The sequence below is a fragment of the Marinobacter pelagius genome (genome assembly GCF_900114925.1).
Classification (GTDB): Bacteria; Pseudomonadota; Gammaproteobacteria; order Pseudomonadales; family Oleiphilaceae; genus Marinobacter; species Marinobacter pelagius.
The window spans coordinates 262,804-280,256 of the sequence record NZ_FOUR01000003.1 but is presented as its reverse complement, the minus strand read 5'-3'; the positions used below and the strand labels follow the sequence as shown (position 1 = coordinate 280,256).

Below are 17,453 nucleotides of genomic sequence, written 5' to 3'. Positions count from 1 at the left end.
GTTCAGATGCCTGTGTCCTTCACATTTTCCATGACCACAAAGGTACTGGTCTGCAGCACGTGGGGCAGGCTGGAGATCTGCTCCCCGAGTACCTGCCGGTACTCGGCCATGTTACGTGTCCGGATCTTCAGCAGGTAATCAAAGTTCGCTGCCATCATGTGGCACTGCTCCACCAGGGAAACTTCCTTGACGGCCTCGTTAAAGGCGGCGAGTGCACTGCTGCTGGTGTCGGAAAGGGTGACGTGGGCAAAGGCAACGTGACTCAGTCCCAGCTTGGTATGGTTTACCAGGGCGGTGTAGCCGGTGATGTAGCCCTGATCTTCCAGTCGCCGCATGCGAACCTGGCAGGGTGTCTTGGAGAGACCCACCCGCGTGGCGAGTTCGGTGATGGTGATCCGGGAATTCTTCTGTAATTCCCTGATAATCGAATGATCAATTCTATCCAGTTCGACCATAATTTGGTCTCCTGCCAAGCTTAATGTCTATGTAAAGATTCCAATATAAGCGAATTTCCTGCGTTTTGAAACTATATGGTCAAAGTGACTTTCGGGTCTTGAGTATACTGGATTGGCATGAATCCGTATCGCCCTGTGGATACCGCCCGGAGAAGATTGATGACCGATTCCCGCTCAGTACAACAACAAAGCCTGCTGGAACAGCTTGCCAATGCCCTTGATGAGCAGAATGTCGAAGCCGATGACTCACTCGATCTTCGCCAGGTAGTGGCGAAAATGATGGAGGAATCCCGATCATGGGACGATGACCTCCACAGCCAGCTTGTCACGATTTTTGGCGACACCCTCGGCGGGCGTTATGCCCAGCTTTTCAGTGGCAGTTTCCCTTCGGCGTATCGGGCCCGCTTTCCGGTGGCCGAAGCCCTGGAAGACATTCGCCAGATCCAGTCCATCGCCATCAGTTCCGATGTGCCCATGGGCTTCTATAATTCCGGCGATAACGCCGCAGGCCAGCTGAGCTTCAAGTTATACAGCCAGGGCAGTCCGGTGATCCTGTCGGATGTGATTCCTATCCTGGAGAATCTCGGGATGCGGGTTCTGGGTGAGCATCCCTACGCAATCCGGCGTCGGGATGGTGAGGCCTTTGGTGTCAGTGACTTTACGGTGGCGTTTCATTCCCGGTGCCGGAATGCCGATTTCAGGACGGCGAAGCCCCTCGTTCAGGAAGCTTTCCGGGAAATCTGGAACGGTTTTGCCGAGAACGACGAGTTCAACCAGTTGGTCATGGCGGCAGGCCTGGGATGGCGGGAGGTCGCGTTGCTGAGGGCATACGCGCGTTACATCAAGCAGCTGCGTTTTGGCTTCAGCCAGCCCTTTATCGCCGACACGCTGGCCCGCCATCTCGATATCACCGCCAGTCTGGTCTCCCTGTTCAGGGCCAGATTTGAACCGGAAGATGTGGAGGCCGAAGAGCGAGCCCAGCGTATCGAGGCAATCGAGAAGGAGATCCTTGCTGCGCTGGAACAGGTGGAAAGCCTGGATGATGACCGTATCCTTCGTCGCTTCCATGCCCTGATCCAGGCCACGGTCAGAACCAACTACTACCAGCCGGAGGAAACCGGCCAGCCAAAGGGCTACGTGTCCTTCAAGATTGACCCATCCTCGCTGCCCGACATTCCCAAACCCCGGCCCCGTTTCGAGATCTTTGTCTATTCGCCCCGGGTGGAAGGCGTCCACCTGCGAGCCGGCCGGGTTGCCCGCGGTGGCTTGCGCTGGTCCGATCGTATCGAGGATTACCGGACCGAGATTCTGGGGCTGGTGAAGGCACAACAGGTCAAGAACTCGGTGATCGTGCCGGTGGGTGCCAAGGGCGGCTTTGTCGTCAAGCAGCCGCCTGATGAGGGTGATCGGGAGGCGCTTCGGGCTGAGGGTATTGCCTGTTATCAGACCTTCATTCGCGGCTTGCTTGATCTTACCGATAATCTTGAGGACGGCGCTGTTGTACCGCCTGCCAGCGTGGTCCGCCATGACGACGACGACCCCTACCTGGTGGTGGCCGCAGACAAGGGGACGGCGACGTTTTCCGATATCGCCAACCACCTGGCCGGGGAGTACGGGTTCTGGCTTGGCGATGCCTTTGCCTCCGGCGGCAGTGAAGGCTATGACCACAAGAAGATGGGCATTACCGCCCGGGGTGCCTGGGAATCGGTGAAGCGCCATTTCCTTGAGAAGGGACTGGACACCCAGGCCGAGGATTTCACCGTGGTGGGCATCGGCGACATGGCCGGTGACGTATTCGGCAACGGCATGTTGCTGTCGGAACATATCCGGTTGGTGGGTGCGTTCAATCACCAGCACATTTTTGTCGACCCATCCCCGGATGCAGAGGCGTCATTTGCCGAGCGCAATCGTCTGTTCGCATTGCCGGGCTCCAGCTGGGCCGATTATGACCGAAGCCTCATCAGCAAAGGCGGGGGTGTGTTTGCCCGCTCCGCCAAGTCGATTCCGTTATCACCCGAAATGCGCTCGCTTCTGGGCATCAATGCCCAGCGTCTGGCACCCAACGAACTGATCCGGGCGCTGCTCCGTGCGCCGGTGGACATGATCTGGAACGGCGGCATTGGCACCTATATCAAGGCGTCCTCGGAGTCCCACGACGACGTCGGGGACCGGGCCAACGACGGACTCAGGGTCGACAGTCCCGAGTTGCGCTGCCGTGTGCTGGGTGAGGGGGGCAATCTCGGTGTCACCCAGCGGGGTCGGGTAACCTTTGCCCTGGCTGGAGGTTCTGCAAATTCTGACTTTATCGATAACGCCGGCGGAGTGGACTGCTCCGACCATGAAGTGAACATCAAGATCCTCCTGAACGAGCGTGTTGCCCGGGATGAAATGACGCTGGGCGAGCGTAACCAGCTGCTCCGGGCGATGACGCCGGAAGTGGCGGAATTGGTACTACGCAACAATTATCGCCAGGCCATGGCGCTCAGTCTGGCCTGCACCGGCAAGGTCGGATCACGAGACGGTTATGAGCGTCTGCTGCGTCGGCTTGAATCGGATGGGCGGCTGGACCGTGCACTGGAATTCCTGCCGGACGATGATGAGCTGCGTGAACGCTCCGGAGGGCTGACCCGACCCGAGCTTTCGGTATTGCTGTCCTACACCAAGATAGAGCTCAAACAGGTACTCATGGCCGCTCCGATTGTCCGGGATCCACGGTTTTCCCGGGCGCTTTTCTCCGCCTTTCCGGTATCCATGCGCGAAGCATTCCCGGAGGCCATCGAGGCGCACCCGCTGCGAGCCGAAATCGTGGCAACCCAGATTGCCAACGACATCGTCAATCGCATGGGTATCACCTGGGTGGAGCGGATCCGCAATACCACCGGAGCCGATGCAGGCCGCATCGCCGCCGCCTACCTGATCTCAGTCGAGATCCACGACGTAGACCGGCAATGGGAAGCCATTGAAAAACTGGATGGCCGGGTTGATGCGTCGGTGCAGGCTGACCTTTTCAGCGATGTCATTCACCTGGTCACCCGAAGCACCGCCTGGTTGCTGCACAACCGGCGCAACCACCTGGACCCGGCTGACTGTCAGGCCCGGTACCGGGGGGCTTTGTCGGATGTATTGGCCTCCATCGAGCGGTTGTCTTCGGTCATACCTGAAAGTCGGTGGTATGGCCACTATGCTGAATACAGGGAAAAAGAGGTGCCGGAAGCGTTAGCCGCTTACTGCGCTTCGGCTGAGAGCCGTTACTGGTTGATGGACATGATCGAGATCTCAAGCCAGCTCGGGCAGGATCTGGAGTTCGTGGCCTGGGTTTACTTCCGGTTGGGGGAGAGTCTGAACCTGACCTGGCTGGACCGGCAAATGCGGGGCTATCGGGCCCATGGGCACTGGCAGGTGCTGGCAACGGTCCATTATCGGGATGAACTGGACCAGCAGTTGCGGGGCCTGACAACCTCCGTGCTGGCTCAGGGCGATTCGGCCGAGGGCGACGTTCCTACTCCGGAGGCAAAGCTGGAATCCTGGCGAAGTGCAAGGCAGCCGCTGTTGGGCCGTTGGGAGCGGGTGCTCGGGGATATGCAGGCCGCCAACGACGTGGATTGTGCGGTGTTTTCAGTGGCACACAGCGTGCTCAGGGAGCTTTCCAGGGAGGCGCTATGATCCATGACAAAGGGCAGCATGGCTATAACGTGACACTTTCATAGTTCTTTGGTGGATTTTGATTTATTAAAAAAGTCGTAATGTGTTGCCCTATGTATTTTTATGGGCAAATCGTCTTTTTCATTCTCGGTAAAATGCGAGCGATACAAGACAAACAGCGAAGAGGGTACAACTATGACACAGCAGTCAGTGAATCCTGACCTCAACGAGCATCGCCAGGCGATCCGGCAGAACTATCTGGCGGACGAGCACGCGGTGATTCACAAACTGATTGCTGACGCCCAGTTGTCCCAGTCCGAGCGCGAGGCGATCTCCGCCCGTGCCGCAGAACTGGTGCGTAGCGTCCGCAAGAATGCCCGCCCGACCATCATGGAGAAGTTCCTGGCGGAATACGGACTCACCACCAAGGAAGGCGTTGCCCTGATGTGTCTGGCCGAGGCCCTGCTTCGGGTACCGGATAACCTCACCATCCACGATCTGATCGAAGACAAGATCACCTCCGGCAACTGGGGCGCCCACGTAGGCAAGGCCCAGTCCGGGATGATCAACTCCGCGACCGTGGCATTGCTGATGACCAGCAACCTGCTGAAGGACTCCGAGCGCCAGAGCGTGGGCGAGACCCTGCGCAAGCTGGTCAAGCGTATGGGCGAGCCGGTGGTTCGCACCGTGGCCGGGCAGGCCATGAAGGAGATGGGGCGCCAGTTCGTTCTGGGTCGCGACATCGAAGAAGCCCAGGACCGTGGCAAGTACTACGTTGAGCGTGGTTACACCTACTCTTATGACATGCTCGGTGAAGCCGCCCGTACCGATGCCGACGCGCAGCGCTACTACCAGGCCTATTCCGACGCCATCGACAGCATCAGCAAAAACTGCGAAGGCGATGTCCGCACCAACCCGGGCATTTCCGTGAAGCTATCCGCGCTGCTGGCCCGCTACGAGTATGGTCAGAAGGAGCGGGTGATGAATGAGCTCATGCCCCGCGCCCTGAAACTGGCCAAAAAGGCGGCGGCCGCGAATATGGGCTTCAACATCGATGCCGAGGAGCAGGATCGTCTCGACCTGTCTCTGGATGTCATCGAAGCCATCCTCTCCGATCCTGAGCTGGAAAACTGGGACGGTTTTGGTGTGGTGGTTCAGGCGTTTGGCAAGCGCTCCGCCCAGACCCTGAATTGGCTGTATGCGCTTTCCGAGAAGCTGGATCGCCGCATCATGGTGCGGCTGGTAAAAGGCGCCTACTGGGATGCCGAAATCAAGCGTGCCCAGGTGATGGGTCTGACCGATTTTCCGGTGTTCACCCGCAAGGCCTGCAGTGATGTTTCCTACCTGTCCTGTGCCAAGCAGCTGCTGGGCATGACTGACCGCATCTATCCGCAGTTCGCCACTCATAATGCACACTCTGTGTCGGCGGTTCTGGAGTTGGCGAAGGATCTTGACCGTTCTCAGTTCGAATTCCAGCGCCTGCACGGTATGGGTGAGTCCCTGCACGATCAGGTACTGCAGGACAGCGGCGTACCCTGCCGGATCTACGCACCGGTCGGTGCCCACAAGGACCTGCTGGCCTACCTGGTACGGCGCCTGCTGGAAAACGGCGCCAACAGTTCTTTCGTGAACCAGATCGTTGACACCAGCATCACCCCGGAAGAAATTGCCAAGGATCCTATCGACGCGGTCCTGGCACTGGGCGAGAACATCTCCAGCAAGGCCATCGTGCCGCCGGCGAAGATTTTCGGTGACCAGCGTCGCAACTCCAAGGGCTGGGATATTACGGATCCGGTGACTATCGCCGAGATCGAGGAAGGCCGCGGCAAGTTCCGGGAGCACCAGTGGAAGGGTGGCCCCGTGCTGGCGGTGGAATCCTCCAGCGATGAGGTGCACGAGGTCCGTAACCCGGCCAACCCGGATGACCTGGTGGGGCATATCACCTTTACTTCCGAAGCTGATATCAGCGCCGCCCTGGACGCGGCCCAGGAGGGCTTCAAGGGCTGGTCAGCCAGGTCTGCCGAGGAACGTGCGGCCTGTGTTCGCAAGGTGGGTGATCTTTACGAGGAGCATGCCCACGAGCTGTTCGCCCTGACCACCCGTGAAGCCGGCAAGTCCCTGCTGGATGCGGTGGCGGAAATCCGTGAAGCCGTCGACTTCGCCATGTATTACGCCAATGAAGGCATTCGTTACGAGAAGGATGGCGAGGCCCGTGGCGTCATGTGCTGTATTTCGCCGTGGAACTTCCCGCTGGCGATCTTTACCGGCCAGATCCTGGCCAACCTGGCGGCCGGAAATGCGGTCGTGGCCAAGCCCGCCGAGCACACATCTCTGCTGGCCGTGCGTGCGGTTGAGCTGATGCACGAGGCCGGTATTCCCCGGGATGCAATTCAGCTTTTGCCTGGCACCGGTGCCACCGTGGGTTCCGCGTTGACCTCCGATGCCCGCGTGACCGGTGTGTGCTTCACCGGCTCCACGGCCACCGCCCAGCGTATCAACACCGCCATGACCGAGCATATGGCGCCGGACGCGCCGCTGGTGGCGGAGACCGGTGGCCTGAACGCCATGATCGTGGACTCCACCGCGCTTCCGGAGCAGGTGGTGCGGGATGTGCTGGCTTCCTCATTCCAGAGTGCCGGGCAGCGTTGCTCCGCACTGCGGATGCTTTACGTCCAGAAGGATATTGCCGATAACCTGCTGGAGATGCTCTATGGCGCCATGGAAGAACTGGGTATCGGTGATCCGTGGCAGCTGTCCACTGACGTCGGCCCGGTGATCGATGATCCCTCGCAGAAGAAGATTGTCGACCACTGCAACAAGTTCGAGCAGGCAGGCAAGCTGCTGAAGAAAGTGGAAGTGCCGAGCAAGGGACGTTTCGTTTCCCCGGCGGTGCTCAAGGTCAGCGGCATCGAGGAGCTCGAGGAAGAAATCTTCGGCCCGGTACTGCACGTGGCTACTTTTGCAGCGAAGGACATCGACAAGGTGGTGGACGCCGTCAATGCCAAGGGCTACGGCCTGACCTTCGGTATCCACAGCCGGGTCGACCGCCGGATAGAGCACATCGCCAGCCGGATCCACGTGGGTAACACCTATGTGAACCGGAACCAGATCGGCGCCATTGTCGGTTCCCAGCCGTTTGGTGGTGAAGGCCTCTCCGGCACCGGACCGAAGGCGGGTGGCCCGCTGTACGTTCGTCGTTTCATCAAAGGGGAGACTGTCGAGAAGCAGTCCAGCTCCAGCGACAAGGTTATCGGTGCGGACAAGGCACAGAAGCTGATCAACCAGGTTGCATCGGTCAAGGCACCCAAGCCGGAGGAACGTCAGGAAACCCTGAAGCCGTTCTTCGGTGAGGTTCCGGCGCCCATGGACAAGGGCTACCTGGAAATGCCCGGGCCCACCGGCGAGCAGAACCACCTGTCCTTCCATGCCCGGGGCGTGATCCTGTGCCTGGGGCCGGATGCGGACTCAGCCATGGAACAGGCCGCAACCGCGCTTTCCCAGGGCAACCAGGTTGTGGTCATTGCGCCGGATGCCGAGAAGAAGGTGGCGGATGCCGCCAAGTCCGGCCTGCCCATTGTGGCGGTCAACGGCGTGCTTGATCCGGACGCCCTGACTGAGCTGTCCGGCTTCGAGGCGGTGGTCAGCGTGGCCGAGAAGCCGCTGCTGAAGCAGTACCGCCAGGCTCTGGCCAAGCGCGACGGCGCCCTTCTGCCGATCATCACCGAGCACAAGCTGGATCAGCGCTACGTGATCGAGCGGCACCTGTGTGTGGACACCACTGCAGCCGGTGGTAACGCCAGCCTGATTGCCTCGGCTGAGTAACGCCATCCTGAATGAAAAACGCCGCCCGGGCCTAAACCCGCGCGGCGTTTTTTGTTTTGCGGAAGCGGTCAGTTGGCAGCGTACCGCTCGTGAAGAATGCCCACCCGCTCCACATAGGCCTTGGTTTCAGCATACGGAGGAACGCCTTTGTAACGGGTAACGGCGCCAGGACCTGCGTTGTAGGCAGCGGTTGCCAGGCGAATGTCCCCGTTGAAACGCTCCAGCATCCGGGCCAGATAATTTACCCCTCCACGTATGTTTTCGGCCGCCACCATGGCATTGACCACGCCTAGTTCCTGAGCGGTACCCGGCATCAGTTGCATCAGGCCCTGGGCGCCCTTGGGAGATAGCGCCTTGGGGTTGAACGCGGATTCGGCGTGAATGACTGCCCGGACCAGGGCCGGGTCGACGTCGAACTCACTGGCCGCAGTCCGGATTTCCTGCTGGTAAGGCTGGAGGAACAGCGGCGTCTTGCGCCAGTCGACTTTCGAATTCGGATCACAGGCGTAACAGTGAAAGCGGATAACATCGAACGTGGCATTGTTTGGCTGGATACTGCTGTAGGAAACAACACCGTTTTCATCGGTAAAGCGATAGACGGTCTCGTTGCCGGTGGAGGCAATCGGGGCGTCCGGGCTCTTGGTGTTGGTGTACTCGACAGAGCCATCCGGATGCACGATGCGTTTGATGCCATCGGCCAGCGCCGGCATGGCAACCGAGACCATCAACAGGGTAAGCGCGAGAGAGGGAATTCGTGATCGTTTTGCCATGGTCCAGAGTAAACCGGTAACTGCCAGTGATAATCGAGTAGCCTATTATTTCAGTCCCTGGCCCTGTGGCAAAGGGCCAGGGTCTCATTAACTGTAACCCGACTGATGCGATTTGTTGCGGTTATGAATCGGCTGGCGCCGGTTCCGGTGGTAACCGGGTGCCGGACCAGTTTTCCATCAGCCGGCAGGTGACCAGGTCACCGGTGACGTTGATGGCGGTGCGGCACATGTCCAGAATGCGGTCCACCCCCATGATCAGCGCGATACCGCTTGGCGGTATGCCTACGGTCTGGAGCACCATGGCAAGGATGACGATGCCAACGCCGGGTGTGGCCGGTGAACCGATGGACGCGCCGACCGCCATGGCAACCACCAGCGCCATGCTGCCCCAGCCAAGGTCAATGCCATAGACCTGGGCCAGGAACACGGTTGCCACCGCCTGGTAGAGTGCGGTGCCGTTCATGTTAATGGTCGCGCCCAGGGGAATCACGAACTCGGAGATGGAGGGCCGAACCCCCAGTTTGTCTTCAGCAGTCCGGATGGATAGTGGCATCACTGCGGCTGAGCTGGAGGTGGAGAACGCCAGCAGCAGTACATCACGGCTGTCCTTCAGGAACTGCAATGGCCGCTGGCCCACCAGAAGCTTGAGGATCAGCAGATAAAATCCCAGCAATATCAGCAGTCCCAGCAGGACGGTCAGCACGTAGGAGCCCATGCCCAGCATGGCCCGGAAGCCGATGGTGGTGGTGAGCTGGGCCATCAGACCGAAGACGGCAAAGGGCGCGAGGCGCATGGCCCATTTAACCACGGTCATGCAGACCTGTTGCAGGGAATCAAGCAGGTCCAGCATTGGTCGGGACTTTTCCGGTGCCATGCTGACGAGTGCAATTCCGACGATGATCGAGAAGATCACTACCTGCAGCATCTGACCCTCCACCATGGCATCCAGGGGATTGCCGGGGAGCAGCCCCAACAGGGTCTGGGGAAGATCCTCGACACTGGGCATTGTGGCATTCACCACCTCGTCAGAGGGTTCCGCCGCTGGCGTGGCCAGCCCGGTCAGCATGCGCCCAGGGTTAATCAGGCCACCAACCCAGAGCCCGATGGAAGCGGCGATGGCAGTGGTGATGACGAAGAAAATGGACACCCGCATGCCGAGCTTGCGCAGTTGTGAAAGATCTTCGCTGGAGGCGAGGCCGCGGACCACAGAGGCGATCACGAGCGGAATGACAATCATCTGTATGGTGGCGAGGAAGAGGTGACCGGGAAATGCCAGCCAGTTACCGATCAACCGGCCCCGTTCCGGCTCGATCAGCCCGACCGAGGGGCCGAGAAGGGTTCCGACCACCAGCCCGGCCCCCATCCCGATCAACACTTTGAGCCATAGGCGTCCCTTCACGAGTCCGGAAAGGTACACGTTCAGGTGTCGAAGTGGCCGCAGGTAATAATTCGGGAAGTCTTCGCTGTTATTTGTCATGCTGGCTTCGTCCCTGTGCTTGCCAAGTGCTGACCTGAGCCTAGACTGAAAACAGATCAATCATAAAAAGAGGAAGTGCCATGCCATTCTCGCCGAACCACCTTGCAGAGCTCAATCTGTTACTGCAGTTTCCCTCCACCTCCATGCAGGAGGGTATCAAGGTGCATGCCCATTCCGCTGCACCGGAAACGGTCCGGGCCGCCGAGAGCCTGTTCGCCAAGGGACTGATCAGCCAGAAGGACGGCGGCTACCTGACACCGATGGGCACCGAGGCGGTAGAGCTGACCCACAAGCTGCAGTCCATACTGACCAGCAAGTAAGTCAGCCTGAAACGATGGTACGTACCATCCGAGGGGCTTAAGCTTTGAGAGCAGTCGCGCAGCCGGGTTAGGGTAAAGGCTGGTCCGGGTGGCAATTTGCGCCCGAAAATTCAGTTCTGGCAAGGAGTTGAGTGTTTGGTGTCCGCCTCCGAACCGAAACCACGAGCCAACTGGACCCGATCGCCGCTTTTGTGGATGGCTGGCAGTATTGCCGGTGTCGGTCTTATCGTCGGAATGCTGTATGCCCTGGGTGTACACCAGCAGATCGTCGACCTGTTGCGGTGGTTTGATGAGCAGGGTGCCTGGGCGGCTTTGTTCTTTATCGTGCTCATGGTTGCGGCCATGGTGCTGTTGCTGCCAGGTGTGTTGCTGACCACCGGCGCCGGCTTCGTTTTCGGAGTGATCGAAGGCACCCTTTACGTGGTGATTGGCACCACCATCGGGGCCGGGTTGGCCTTTCTGATTGCCCGGCATTTCTTTGGCGAGACCGCCCACATTTATATCCGCAACCGGGCAAAGCTGTCGGTGGTGACCGATGAGATGGCACCCCATGGCTGGAAGATCGTATTGCTGACGCGGCTGATCCCGTTTTTTCCGGGCAAGGTATCCAACTACCTGTTCGGCCTGACCAGCTTTTCATTTCCCGGTTTTGTCGCGGGCACCTTTCTCGGGGTGATTCCTTTCTCATTGCACAACGTTTACCTGGGCTCGCTGGCGGCCGACCTGTCCACCCTGGGAGTCCGGGAAAGCGCCCGTACACCGCTGGAGTGGACCATCTACGGGGCTGGTTTTCTCGGCACTATACTGGCTGTGGTGTTGCTGAATCGTCTGGCCAGGCGAGCATTGGCCCGTTACCGGATGGAAACCGAACCCATGGCACAGGAGGATACCGAATGAGCTGGATGAACTGGTTGCCCTGGCGCTACATCATCAAGCGGGTGGCCCGTAAACATGGTTTCCTTGATCCGATCACGCTGTTGGGCAAGTTGCACGGCTTTGCCCAGCCATCCGAGGTGGGCGAGCCTATCGAGCTGTTACGCGCCGGTGTGGTGTTTCATGCCAGGGGGCTGATCAACAGCCGGGTCATCCAGCACAACCTGGACTGGGTCTGGCCGTACTGGGTGGAACGTCAGTTTGATCCGACCGATACGGCCTTTGTGCCCAGAGCCTTCTCCATCACCCATATCAACCTCACCAACCGGAACTGGACGGCCATCGGACAGCCGGACGTGGATGAGTTGCCGATCGTCGATCCCCGGGGATTGGTGACCCCGTTGTACGATGGCTGGTCTCTTGACGGGTGGTTGCTGGCGGAGGACGGGCGCTGCCTGCTGCCCTCCCGGTCAAAACAGGCGCACCAGTGGCAGGAGCTGGGTGATACTCCGGTGGTGGTTACCGAAACGGTTCAGGATGGTCTGCAGCTGACCAGCCGCAGCCGGGTGGCCATCGAGAACGGTCGGCCGGTATGCAAACTCACTCTGCGGGCCGAATCGGACGTGGCGGCCTCTCTGGTGTTATCCCTGCGGCCGGCCAATCCGGAGGGCATCAGCTTTATCCAGCAGGTTCAGCTGGAGGAGGACGGCACCGGCTGGCTGGTGGACGGCACGCAGACGGTGAAGTTCGATCGGGCGCCTGCGTCCCACCATGTCTCTGATTACAAGCAAGGTGATGTGCACATCCACCTCATGGATCGGCAGCAGGAGACTGAGGGCAAGTGTGATGTGGGGATGGTCACCGCCGCCGCCCTGTTCCCGGTAACGGCCGGGGAGCCTTCGGAACTGACGGTCAGCATTCCCCTTGAGGTGTCGGGCCTGGCGCCGGCCGGTCCGGATGCCTGGCATCGGGTCCGGGAGGACACCGCGCGCCTGGAGTGCCCGGATGAGAAGTATCAGTTCCTGTATGACGCCGCGGTGACCTCGCTGATCCTGCATTCTCCAAAGGATGTCTATCCGGGGCCCTATACCTACAAGCGGTTCTGGTTCCGGGACGCGGCCTTCATCATTCATGCCCTGTTGAATGTCGGGTTGACCGAGAGGGCCGAGCGGGCATTGAACCAGTTTCCGGATCGGCAGATGCGGGATGGCTATTTCCGCTCCCAGGAAGGTGAATGGGATGCCAACGGCGAAGTGCTATGGATCCTTGACCGGTTCTGCCAGCTGACCGGTAGGGATCTGCCGGAACGCTGGGAAGCGCCGGTGATGAAAGGGGCGCGCTGGATCCAGAAGAAACGACTCAGTGGCAACCTGAATGCGCCACATGCCGGACTGTTGCCCGCCGGATTCAGTGCCGAACACCTGGGGCCGAATGATTATTACTACTGGGATGACTTCTGGGGTATTGCCGGCCTGAACGCTGCGGCGAATCTGCTGCGGGATCAGGACCGGGAGGCCAGCGAGAGCTTTGCCGCCGGAGCCCGGGAATTCAATCAGGCGGTGGAGCGCAGCCTGGCCAGTTGCGAGCAGCGCCTGCACCGGCCGGGTATGCCGGCATCACCCTATCGCCGGCTGGACGCTGGTGCCATTGGGTCCCTGGCGGCAGGCTATCCGACCCAACTGATGAAGCCGGATGACGAGCGCCTGCTGGACTGTGCCGATTTCCTGATCGACAGGTGCTTTGTCCATGGCGCGTTCTACCAGGACATGATTCATTCCGGGCTGAACGCCTACCTGACCCTTCATGTGGCTCAGGTCCTGCTGCGGGCTAGTGATCGGCGCCATGTGGAGTTGATGGATGCCGTGGCTGATATGGCGTCTCCGACCGGTCAGTGGCCGGAGGCCATCCACCCGGCCACCGGAGGCGGCTGCATGGGGGATGGCCATCATGTCTGGGCGGCGGCCGAGTGGGTACTGATGATCCGCAACTGCTTTATCCGGGAGGAGGGTAATCGTCTGATTCTAGCCTCCGGCATCCCGGAGCGTTGGCTGGCCCAGGAGAAACCAATCCGCTTCGGCCCCGCGCCAACCCGCTTTGGTACCGTGACCGTGACCATTGAGCCACGGCCCGGTGGCGAGCCCAAAGTGAGCTGGGATGCCGACTGGCATGGTGAGGCTCCGGAGGTTGAGATTCGACTTCCCGGGTGACCAGGCCGGCCATCTGTACCGGTTTCTCTGTCCAGTGCCTGTATCTGTTTTGTTTGTCTGCTAACTTCTAGAGTACTGCTAAAGCAGATACTGGAGACCGGAACCTGACCATGCCCCCCATTTTTTACACCTTCTTCGTTCCCGCGCTGTTTGTCTGGTTATGGAGTACAGGGTTTATCGGTGGCAAGTTCGGACTGCCTTACGCCGAACCGTTCACCATGCTGCTGATCCGGATGCTGCTGACCCTGATCCCGCTCGGAATCCTGGCCCTGGTACTGAAAGCCCGCTGGCCCGGCCTTCGTGGGGCAGGGCACCTGGCGGTTACCGGGATTCTCGTGCACGGCTTTTACCTGGGTGGCGTTTTCTACGCCATCGACCAGGGCATGTCGGCCGGGGTGGTTTCCCTGCTTGTCGGACTGCAGCCGCTGGTAACGGCACTGGCGGCGGTGATCTTCCTGAAGGAATCGGTCAGCGTGCGCCAGTGGATTGGTCTTGCCCTCGGTCTGGTTGGTGTGGCACTGGTGCTGACAGAAAAGCTTGGGGCGTCCTCAGCAGAGGTGGGTATTCCACCCCATACACTGATCTGGGCCCTGCTGGCGCTGCTGGGCATTTCCCTGGGAACGGTCTATCAGAAACGTTATGGAACCAGTGTGGATCTGGTCTCCGGAACCATGATCCAGTACGCAGCAGCAGGCACTCTGTTTGCGATCGGGGCGTTCACCCTGGAAACCCGCGAGGTGCAGTGGACATTGGAATTCAAGCTGGCCCTGGGCTGGCTGGTGTTCGGCTTGTCGGTCAGCGCGATCCTGATCCTGATGTGGCTGATCCGCCGGGGCGCTGCATCCCAGGTGGCCAGCCTGTTTTACCTGGTGCCGCCGGTAACCGCGCTGGAAGCCTATCTTCTGTTTGGTGAACGTCTCGGGCCGCTGGCGATTGCCGGAGGGCTTGTGGCGATTACCGGGGTGGCCCTGGTGACCGTGAAGGCTCCGGGGAAAGCCTGAGGAGTCTTGCCTCATGACCTATTGGCTGCTGGCAAATTCAGGAGCAGGTGACGGTGAGAGGGGCCGGAGCTTCTGGTTAGAGCATCTTGCCATGGCTGGGCTGGATTCTCCTGAGTGCAGGGACATCGCGGATGACCATTGGCCATCGGAAGTTGAGCCGGGGGACGTGGTGATGATGGCCGGCGGTGATGGTTCAGCGAACTTTGGCGCCAGGGTCTGTCTTGAGAAAGACGCCGTGCTCGCGGTTCTACCCTCGGGAACCGCCAACGATTTTGCCCGGAATATCGGGCTTCCGGAGGATCCTGGCGAGCTGTGCCGGCTTATTGCCCGCGGGGCCCGCCGGCACGTGGACATTGCCCGTTTTGGTGACCGGATTTTTCTGAATGTCGCCCATGTCGGGCTGGGAACACTCCCGGCCCGGGAATCCGGAGGGCCAAAGAAAAAAATATTGGGGCGTTTCACCTACGTGGTTGAGCTGCTTCAACGACTGAATGCCAGGCGAGGCTTCCGGGCCGAGATTCGCTGCGGCAAAGGCTATGTGCGTGGGCGGTGGTTGTCGATCGCCCTGGCCAATGGCACCAGTTTCGGCGGCGGCCACGAGATTCCCGAGGCCGCCCCGGATGACGGCTATCTTGAGGTGATTGCAGTAAAGCCGCGGCCAGTGGCCCAGTTGTTGCTGACGTTCGTGATGGTTCGGCTCAACCGTGAGGCGCCGACCCGAACCAGTACCCTGGTGCATCTAAGGGGAAAACATTGCTCTGTCCGCACGCCCAAACCCAAGACAATAACCGCGGATGGCGACATCGCCGGCAAGACGCCGCTGGATGTATCCTGCCAATACCAATCCCTTCAGGTGATTGCTCCGTAGATACGTTTTGTCACTGACTTTCAGGGCCGAAAGCGCGATGATAAGGGCCCAAGTGGCATAAACTACCAGACCGACTGGCTAAAACCTCCAGTCGCACCCCTATCGCACTATCCAACGAGAATCGCCGAGAAGGATAAAAGAATGCGCGTCATGACTGCATCCACCATGGGCTCCCTGTTCCGGGCTGCAAGGTCTGCACTGTTGACCCTGGTGTTGGCCGGCACTGCATCATCAGCATTGGCGGCCGAGCGCCTGTATATCTTTACCGAGAACTATCCTCCCTACAACGCCTCCAAATCCGGTGAGGGCTTTGCCCACAGCGAGGACGAGATTACCGGCATCTGTACTGACATGGTAAAAGCCATGATGGCGCGGGTGGATTATGACTACGTCATGAAGATGCGGGTCTGGAGCTACGCCTACGACTGGGTTCAGGGCCGCGAGAACCATGGTCTGTTCTGCACGGCCCGCACCGATGAGCGGGAAGACCAGTTCCAGTGGGTTGGTCCATTGGCGTCCATCAAGTGGACCCTGTTTGCGGCACCGGATTCTGATATCACCCTGTCCACTCTGGAAGACGCCAAAGACCTGCGCATCGCCGGCTACAAGGGTGACGTGATGTCGGATTATCTGGTGAGCAAGGGCTTCAATGTGGTCATGGGCCAGTCCGGGGATGTGAATGCCCGGCGCCTGGTGCTTGGCCAGGCCGATCTGTGGGTAACCGATGGTCTGGTTGGCCCGCTGGTGGCGAAGGAAGAGCACGACATCGAGGGTCTGAAGTCGGTACTGGTTTTCCGGGAAACGCCCATGTACCTGGCGGTGAGCAAGGAGACCTCGCCGGAGGTAGTCCAAGACCTCCAGAACGCACTTGATGCTGCTCGCAGTGCGGGCGAGATTGATTCGATCGTTGCCAGTTACCAATGAGTTAAAACGCCGGGCCCGGTCCTGGAGGACCGGGTCCCTATGGATGGGCGGCCAGCCGCGGTGTCACATAGCTGAATCGCCGACGATACTGCTCCATCGTGCATCCCACGGTACGCTTGAATAATCTCCGGAAGGAGCTTGCGTCCTCATACCCCACGTCCCAGATAATCCGGGCAGTCTGCCTCTGTGTCGACTCCAGCTGATGTTTTGCGGCTTCCACCCGTAGCTGCTGGACATAGTGCAGTGGCGTTTCACCGGTGGCTTCCTTGAACCGACGTTTGAACGTCCGGGCACCCAACCCTGCCTTGTCCGCCAATTCGTCTATGGTCAGGGGCTCTGCATAATGCACTTCCAGCCAGTGCTGGAGCTGCTCAATCACCTCGTCCTGGTGTGCCTTGCTGCTGTAAAAGCTCATGTAGGGGGTCTGCTCTGCACGACGGGCATCAATGATCAGCAGCTTGCTGCAAGCCAGGGCCAGTGAGGGCGAGCCCAGCTTTTCCACAAGGTAGAGGCAAAGATCGATGAAGGAGGTGGCACCACCGGCGCAGATGATCTGGCCGTTGTCGATCAGCAGCTGATCCGCTTCCAGCCGGATCTCCGGATACCGGCGGCGGAATGCGGGTGCGGCGCGCCAGTGCGTTGTCGCTACCTGTTCCTTTAAAAGGCCTGCTTCAGCCAGAACAAAGCTGCCGGTGCATACGCTGGCAACGGTCGCACCGCGCCGAAATGCCTCCTGGAGCCACCCATGCAGGGGAGCTGATCGGGCCAGCGACTGATCGATGCGACGATCGCCGAGGACCGCCTCCATTGCTGATCCGACGATCACCAGGTCAGGCTGATAACTGTCACAGGTGGTTGTCGGGGCAATACTGACTCCGCTGTAGGTGGTCACCGGGGAACCGTCGACCGTCACTATCTGGCAATCGAATCGCGGGCCTGATGCGTTGCCCGGAGACTGATCACAGAAATTCGCGGCCGCGAAAAAATCCATAATCCCGAGAATGCCACTTCCGTGACAGTAGGGAAGAGCAACGACGGCAACTTTGATCATGAGGTGGCCCTTTTCGCACTTAACGTGTCAAATATGACACTCC

The 17,453-nt window shown here is 59.8% G+C and carries 12 protein-coding genes; 8 read left to right on the top strand and 4 right to left on the bottom strand.

Going from position 1 to position 17,453, the window contains the following annotated elements; translation table 11 throughout:
* Window positions 1-2: 2 nt before the first annotated feature.
* Complete coding sequence (locus BM254_RS08265; protein ID WP_092001526.1) at window positions 3-455, bottom strand: winged helix-turn-helix transcriptional regulator; 453 nt, start codon at window positions 453-455, stop codon at window positions 3-5.
* 159 nt (window positions 456-614) lie between these two features.
* Here BM254_RS08265 and BM254_RS08260 point away from each other — a divergent pair, with 159 nt between their 5' ends.
* Window positions 615-4,118 (top strand): NAD-glutamate dehydrogenase, encoded by a 3,504-nt coding sequence (locus BM254_RS08260; RefSeq protein WP_092001523.1) that lies wholly within the window; start codon window positions 615-617, stop codon window positions 4,116-4,118.
* A 174-nt stretch (window positions 4,119-4,292) separates the two neighbouring features.
* Complete coding sequence (putA, locus tag BM254_RS08255; protein WP_092001520.1) at window positions 4,293-7,919, top strand: bifunctional proline dehydrogenase/L-glutamate gamma-semialdehyde dehydrogenase PutA; 3,627 nt, start codon at window positions 4,293-4,295, stop codon at window positions 7,917-7,919.
* A gap of 68 nt (window positions 7,920-7,987) precedes the next feature.
* On the opposite strand, the gene BM254_RS08250 is transcribed toward putA, so the two are convergent.
* Together BM254_RS08250 and BM254_RS08245 are read right to left on the bottom strand one after the other, a co-directional pair.
* Window positions 7,988-8,689, bottom strand: coding sequence for a lytic transglycosylase domain-containing protein (locus BM254_RS08250; RefSeq protein ID WP_092001517.1), 702 nt, complete (start codon window positions 8,687-8,689; stop codon window positions 7,988-7,990).
* A 121-nt stretch (window positions 8,690-8,810) separates the two neighbouring features.
* Window positions 8,811-10,166 (bottom strand): dicarboxylate/amino acid:cation symporter, encoded by a 1,356-nt coding sequence (locus tag BM254_RS08245; protein ID WP_092001514.1) that lies wholly within the window; start codon window positions 10,164-10,166, stop codon window positions 8,811-8,813.
* Window positions 10,167-10,246: 80 nt separating this feature from the next.
* Between BM254_RS08245 and BM254_RS08240 the strand changes: the two genes are divergently transcribed.
* The 6 genes from BM254_RS08240 (at window position 10,247) to BM254_RS08215 (ending at window position 16,359) form a co-directional block, all read left to right on the top strand.
* Window positions 10,247-10,486 carry a TIGR02647 family protein gene (locus BM254_RS08240; RefSeq protein WP_092001511.1) on the top strand — a complete coding sequence of 80 codons (240 nt, stop codon included), beginning with the start codon at window positions 10,247-10,249 and terminating at the stop codon, window positions 10,484-10,486.
* A 138-nt stretch (window positions 10,487-10,624) separates the two neighbouring features.
* A complete protein-coding gene (locus BM254_RS08235) occupies window positions 10,625-11,383 on the top strand; it encodes a TVP38/TMEM64 family protein (protein WP_245777399.1) in 759 nt (252 codons plus the stop codon).
* Window positions 11,380-13,566 (top strand): hypothetical protein, encoded by a 2,187-nt coding sequence (locus BM254_RS08230; RefSeq protein ID WP_092001508.1) that lies wholly within the window; start codon window positions 11,380-11,382, stop codon window positions 13,564-13,566. The genes BM254_RS08235 and BM254_RS08230 overlap by 4 nt, the downstream gene beginning before the upstream one ends.
* 110 nt (window positions 13,567-13,676) lie before the next feature.
* Window positions 13,677-14,567: a DMT family transporter gene (locus tag BM254_RS08225; protein ID WP_092001505.1), complete on the top strand. Its 891-nt coding sequence runs from the start codon at window positions 13,677-13,679 to the stop codon at window positions 14,565-14,567.
* A 13-nt stretch (window positions 14,568-14,580) separates the two neighbouring features.
* On the top strand, window positions 14,581-15,435 hold the full coding sequence (locus BM254_RS08220; protein WP_092001502.1) for a diacylglycerol/lipid kinase family protein: 855 nt from the start codon (window positions 14,581-14,583) through the stop codon (window positions 15,433-15,435).
* Window positions 15,436-15,585: 150 nt separating this feature from the next.
* Complete coding sequence (locus tag BM254_RS08215) at window positions 15,586-16,359, top strand: substrate-binding periplasmic protein (RefSeq protein ID WP_342714239.1); 774 nt, start codon at window positions 15,586-15,588, stop codon at window positions 16,357-16,359.
* 37 nt (window positions 16,360-16,396) lie between these two features.
* Here BM254_RS08215 and BM254_RS08210 read toward each other — a convergent pair whose 3' ends face one another.
* The gene (locus tag BM254_RS08210) at window positions 16,397-17,410 is read right to left on the bottom strand and encodes a GlxA family transcriptional regulator (RefSeq protein WP_092001496.1); all 1,014 of its coding nucleotides are present in this window, start codon (window positions 17,408-17,410) and stop codon (window positions 16,397-16,399) included.
* Between the last annotated feature and the right edge of the window lie 43 nt (window positions 17,411-17,453).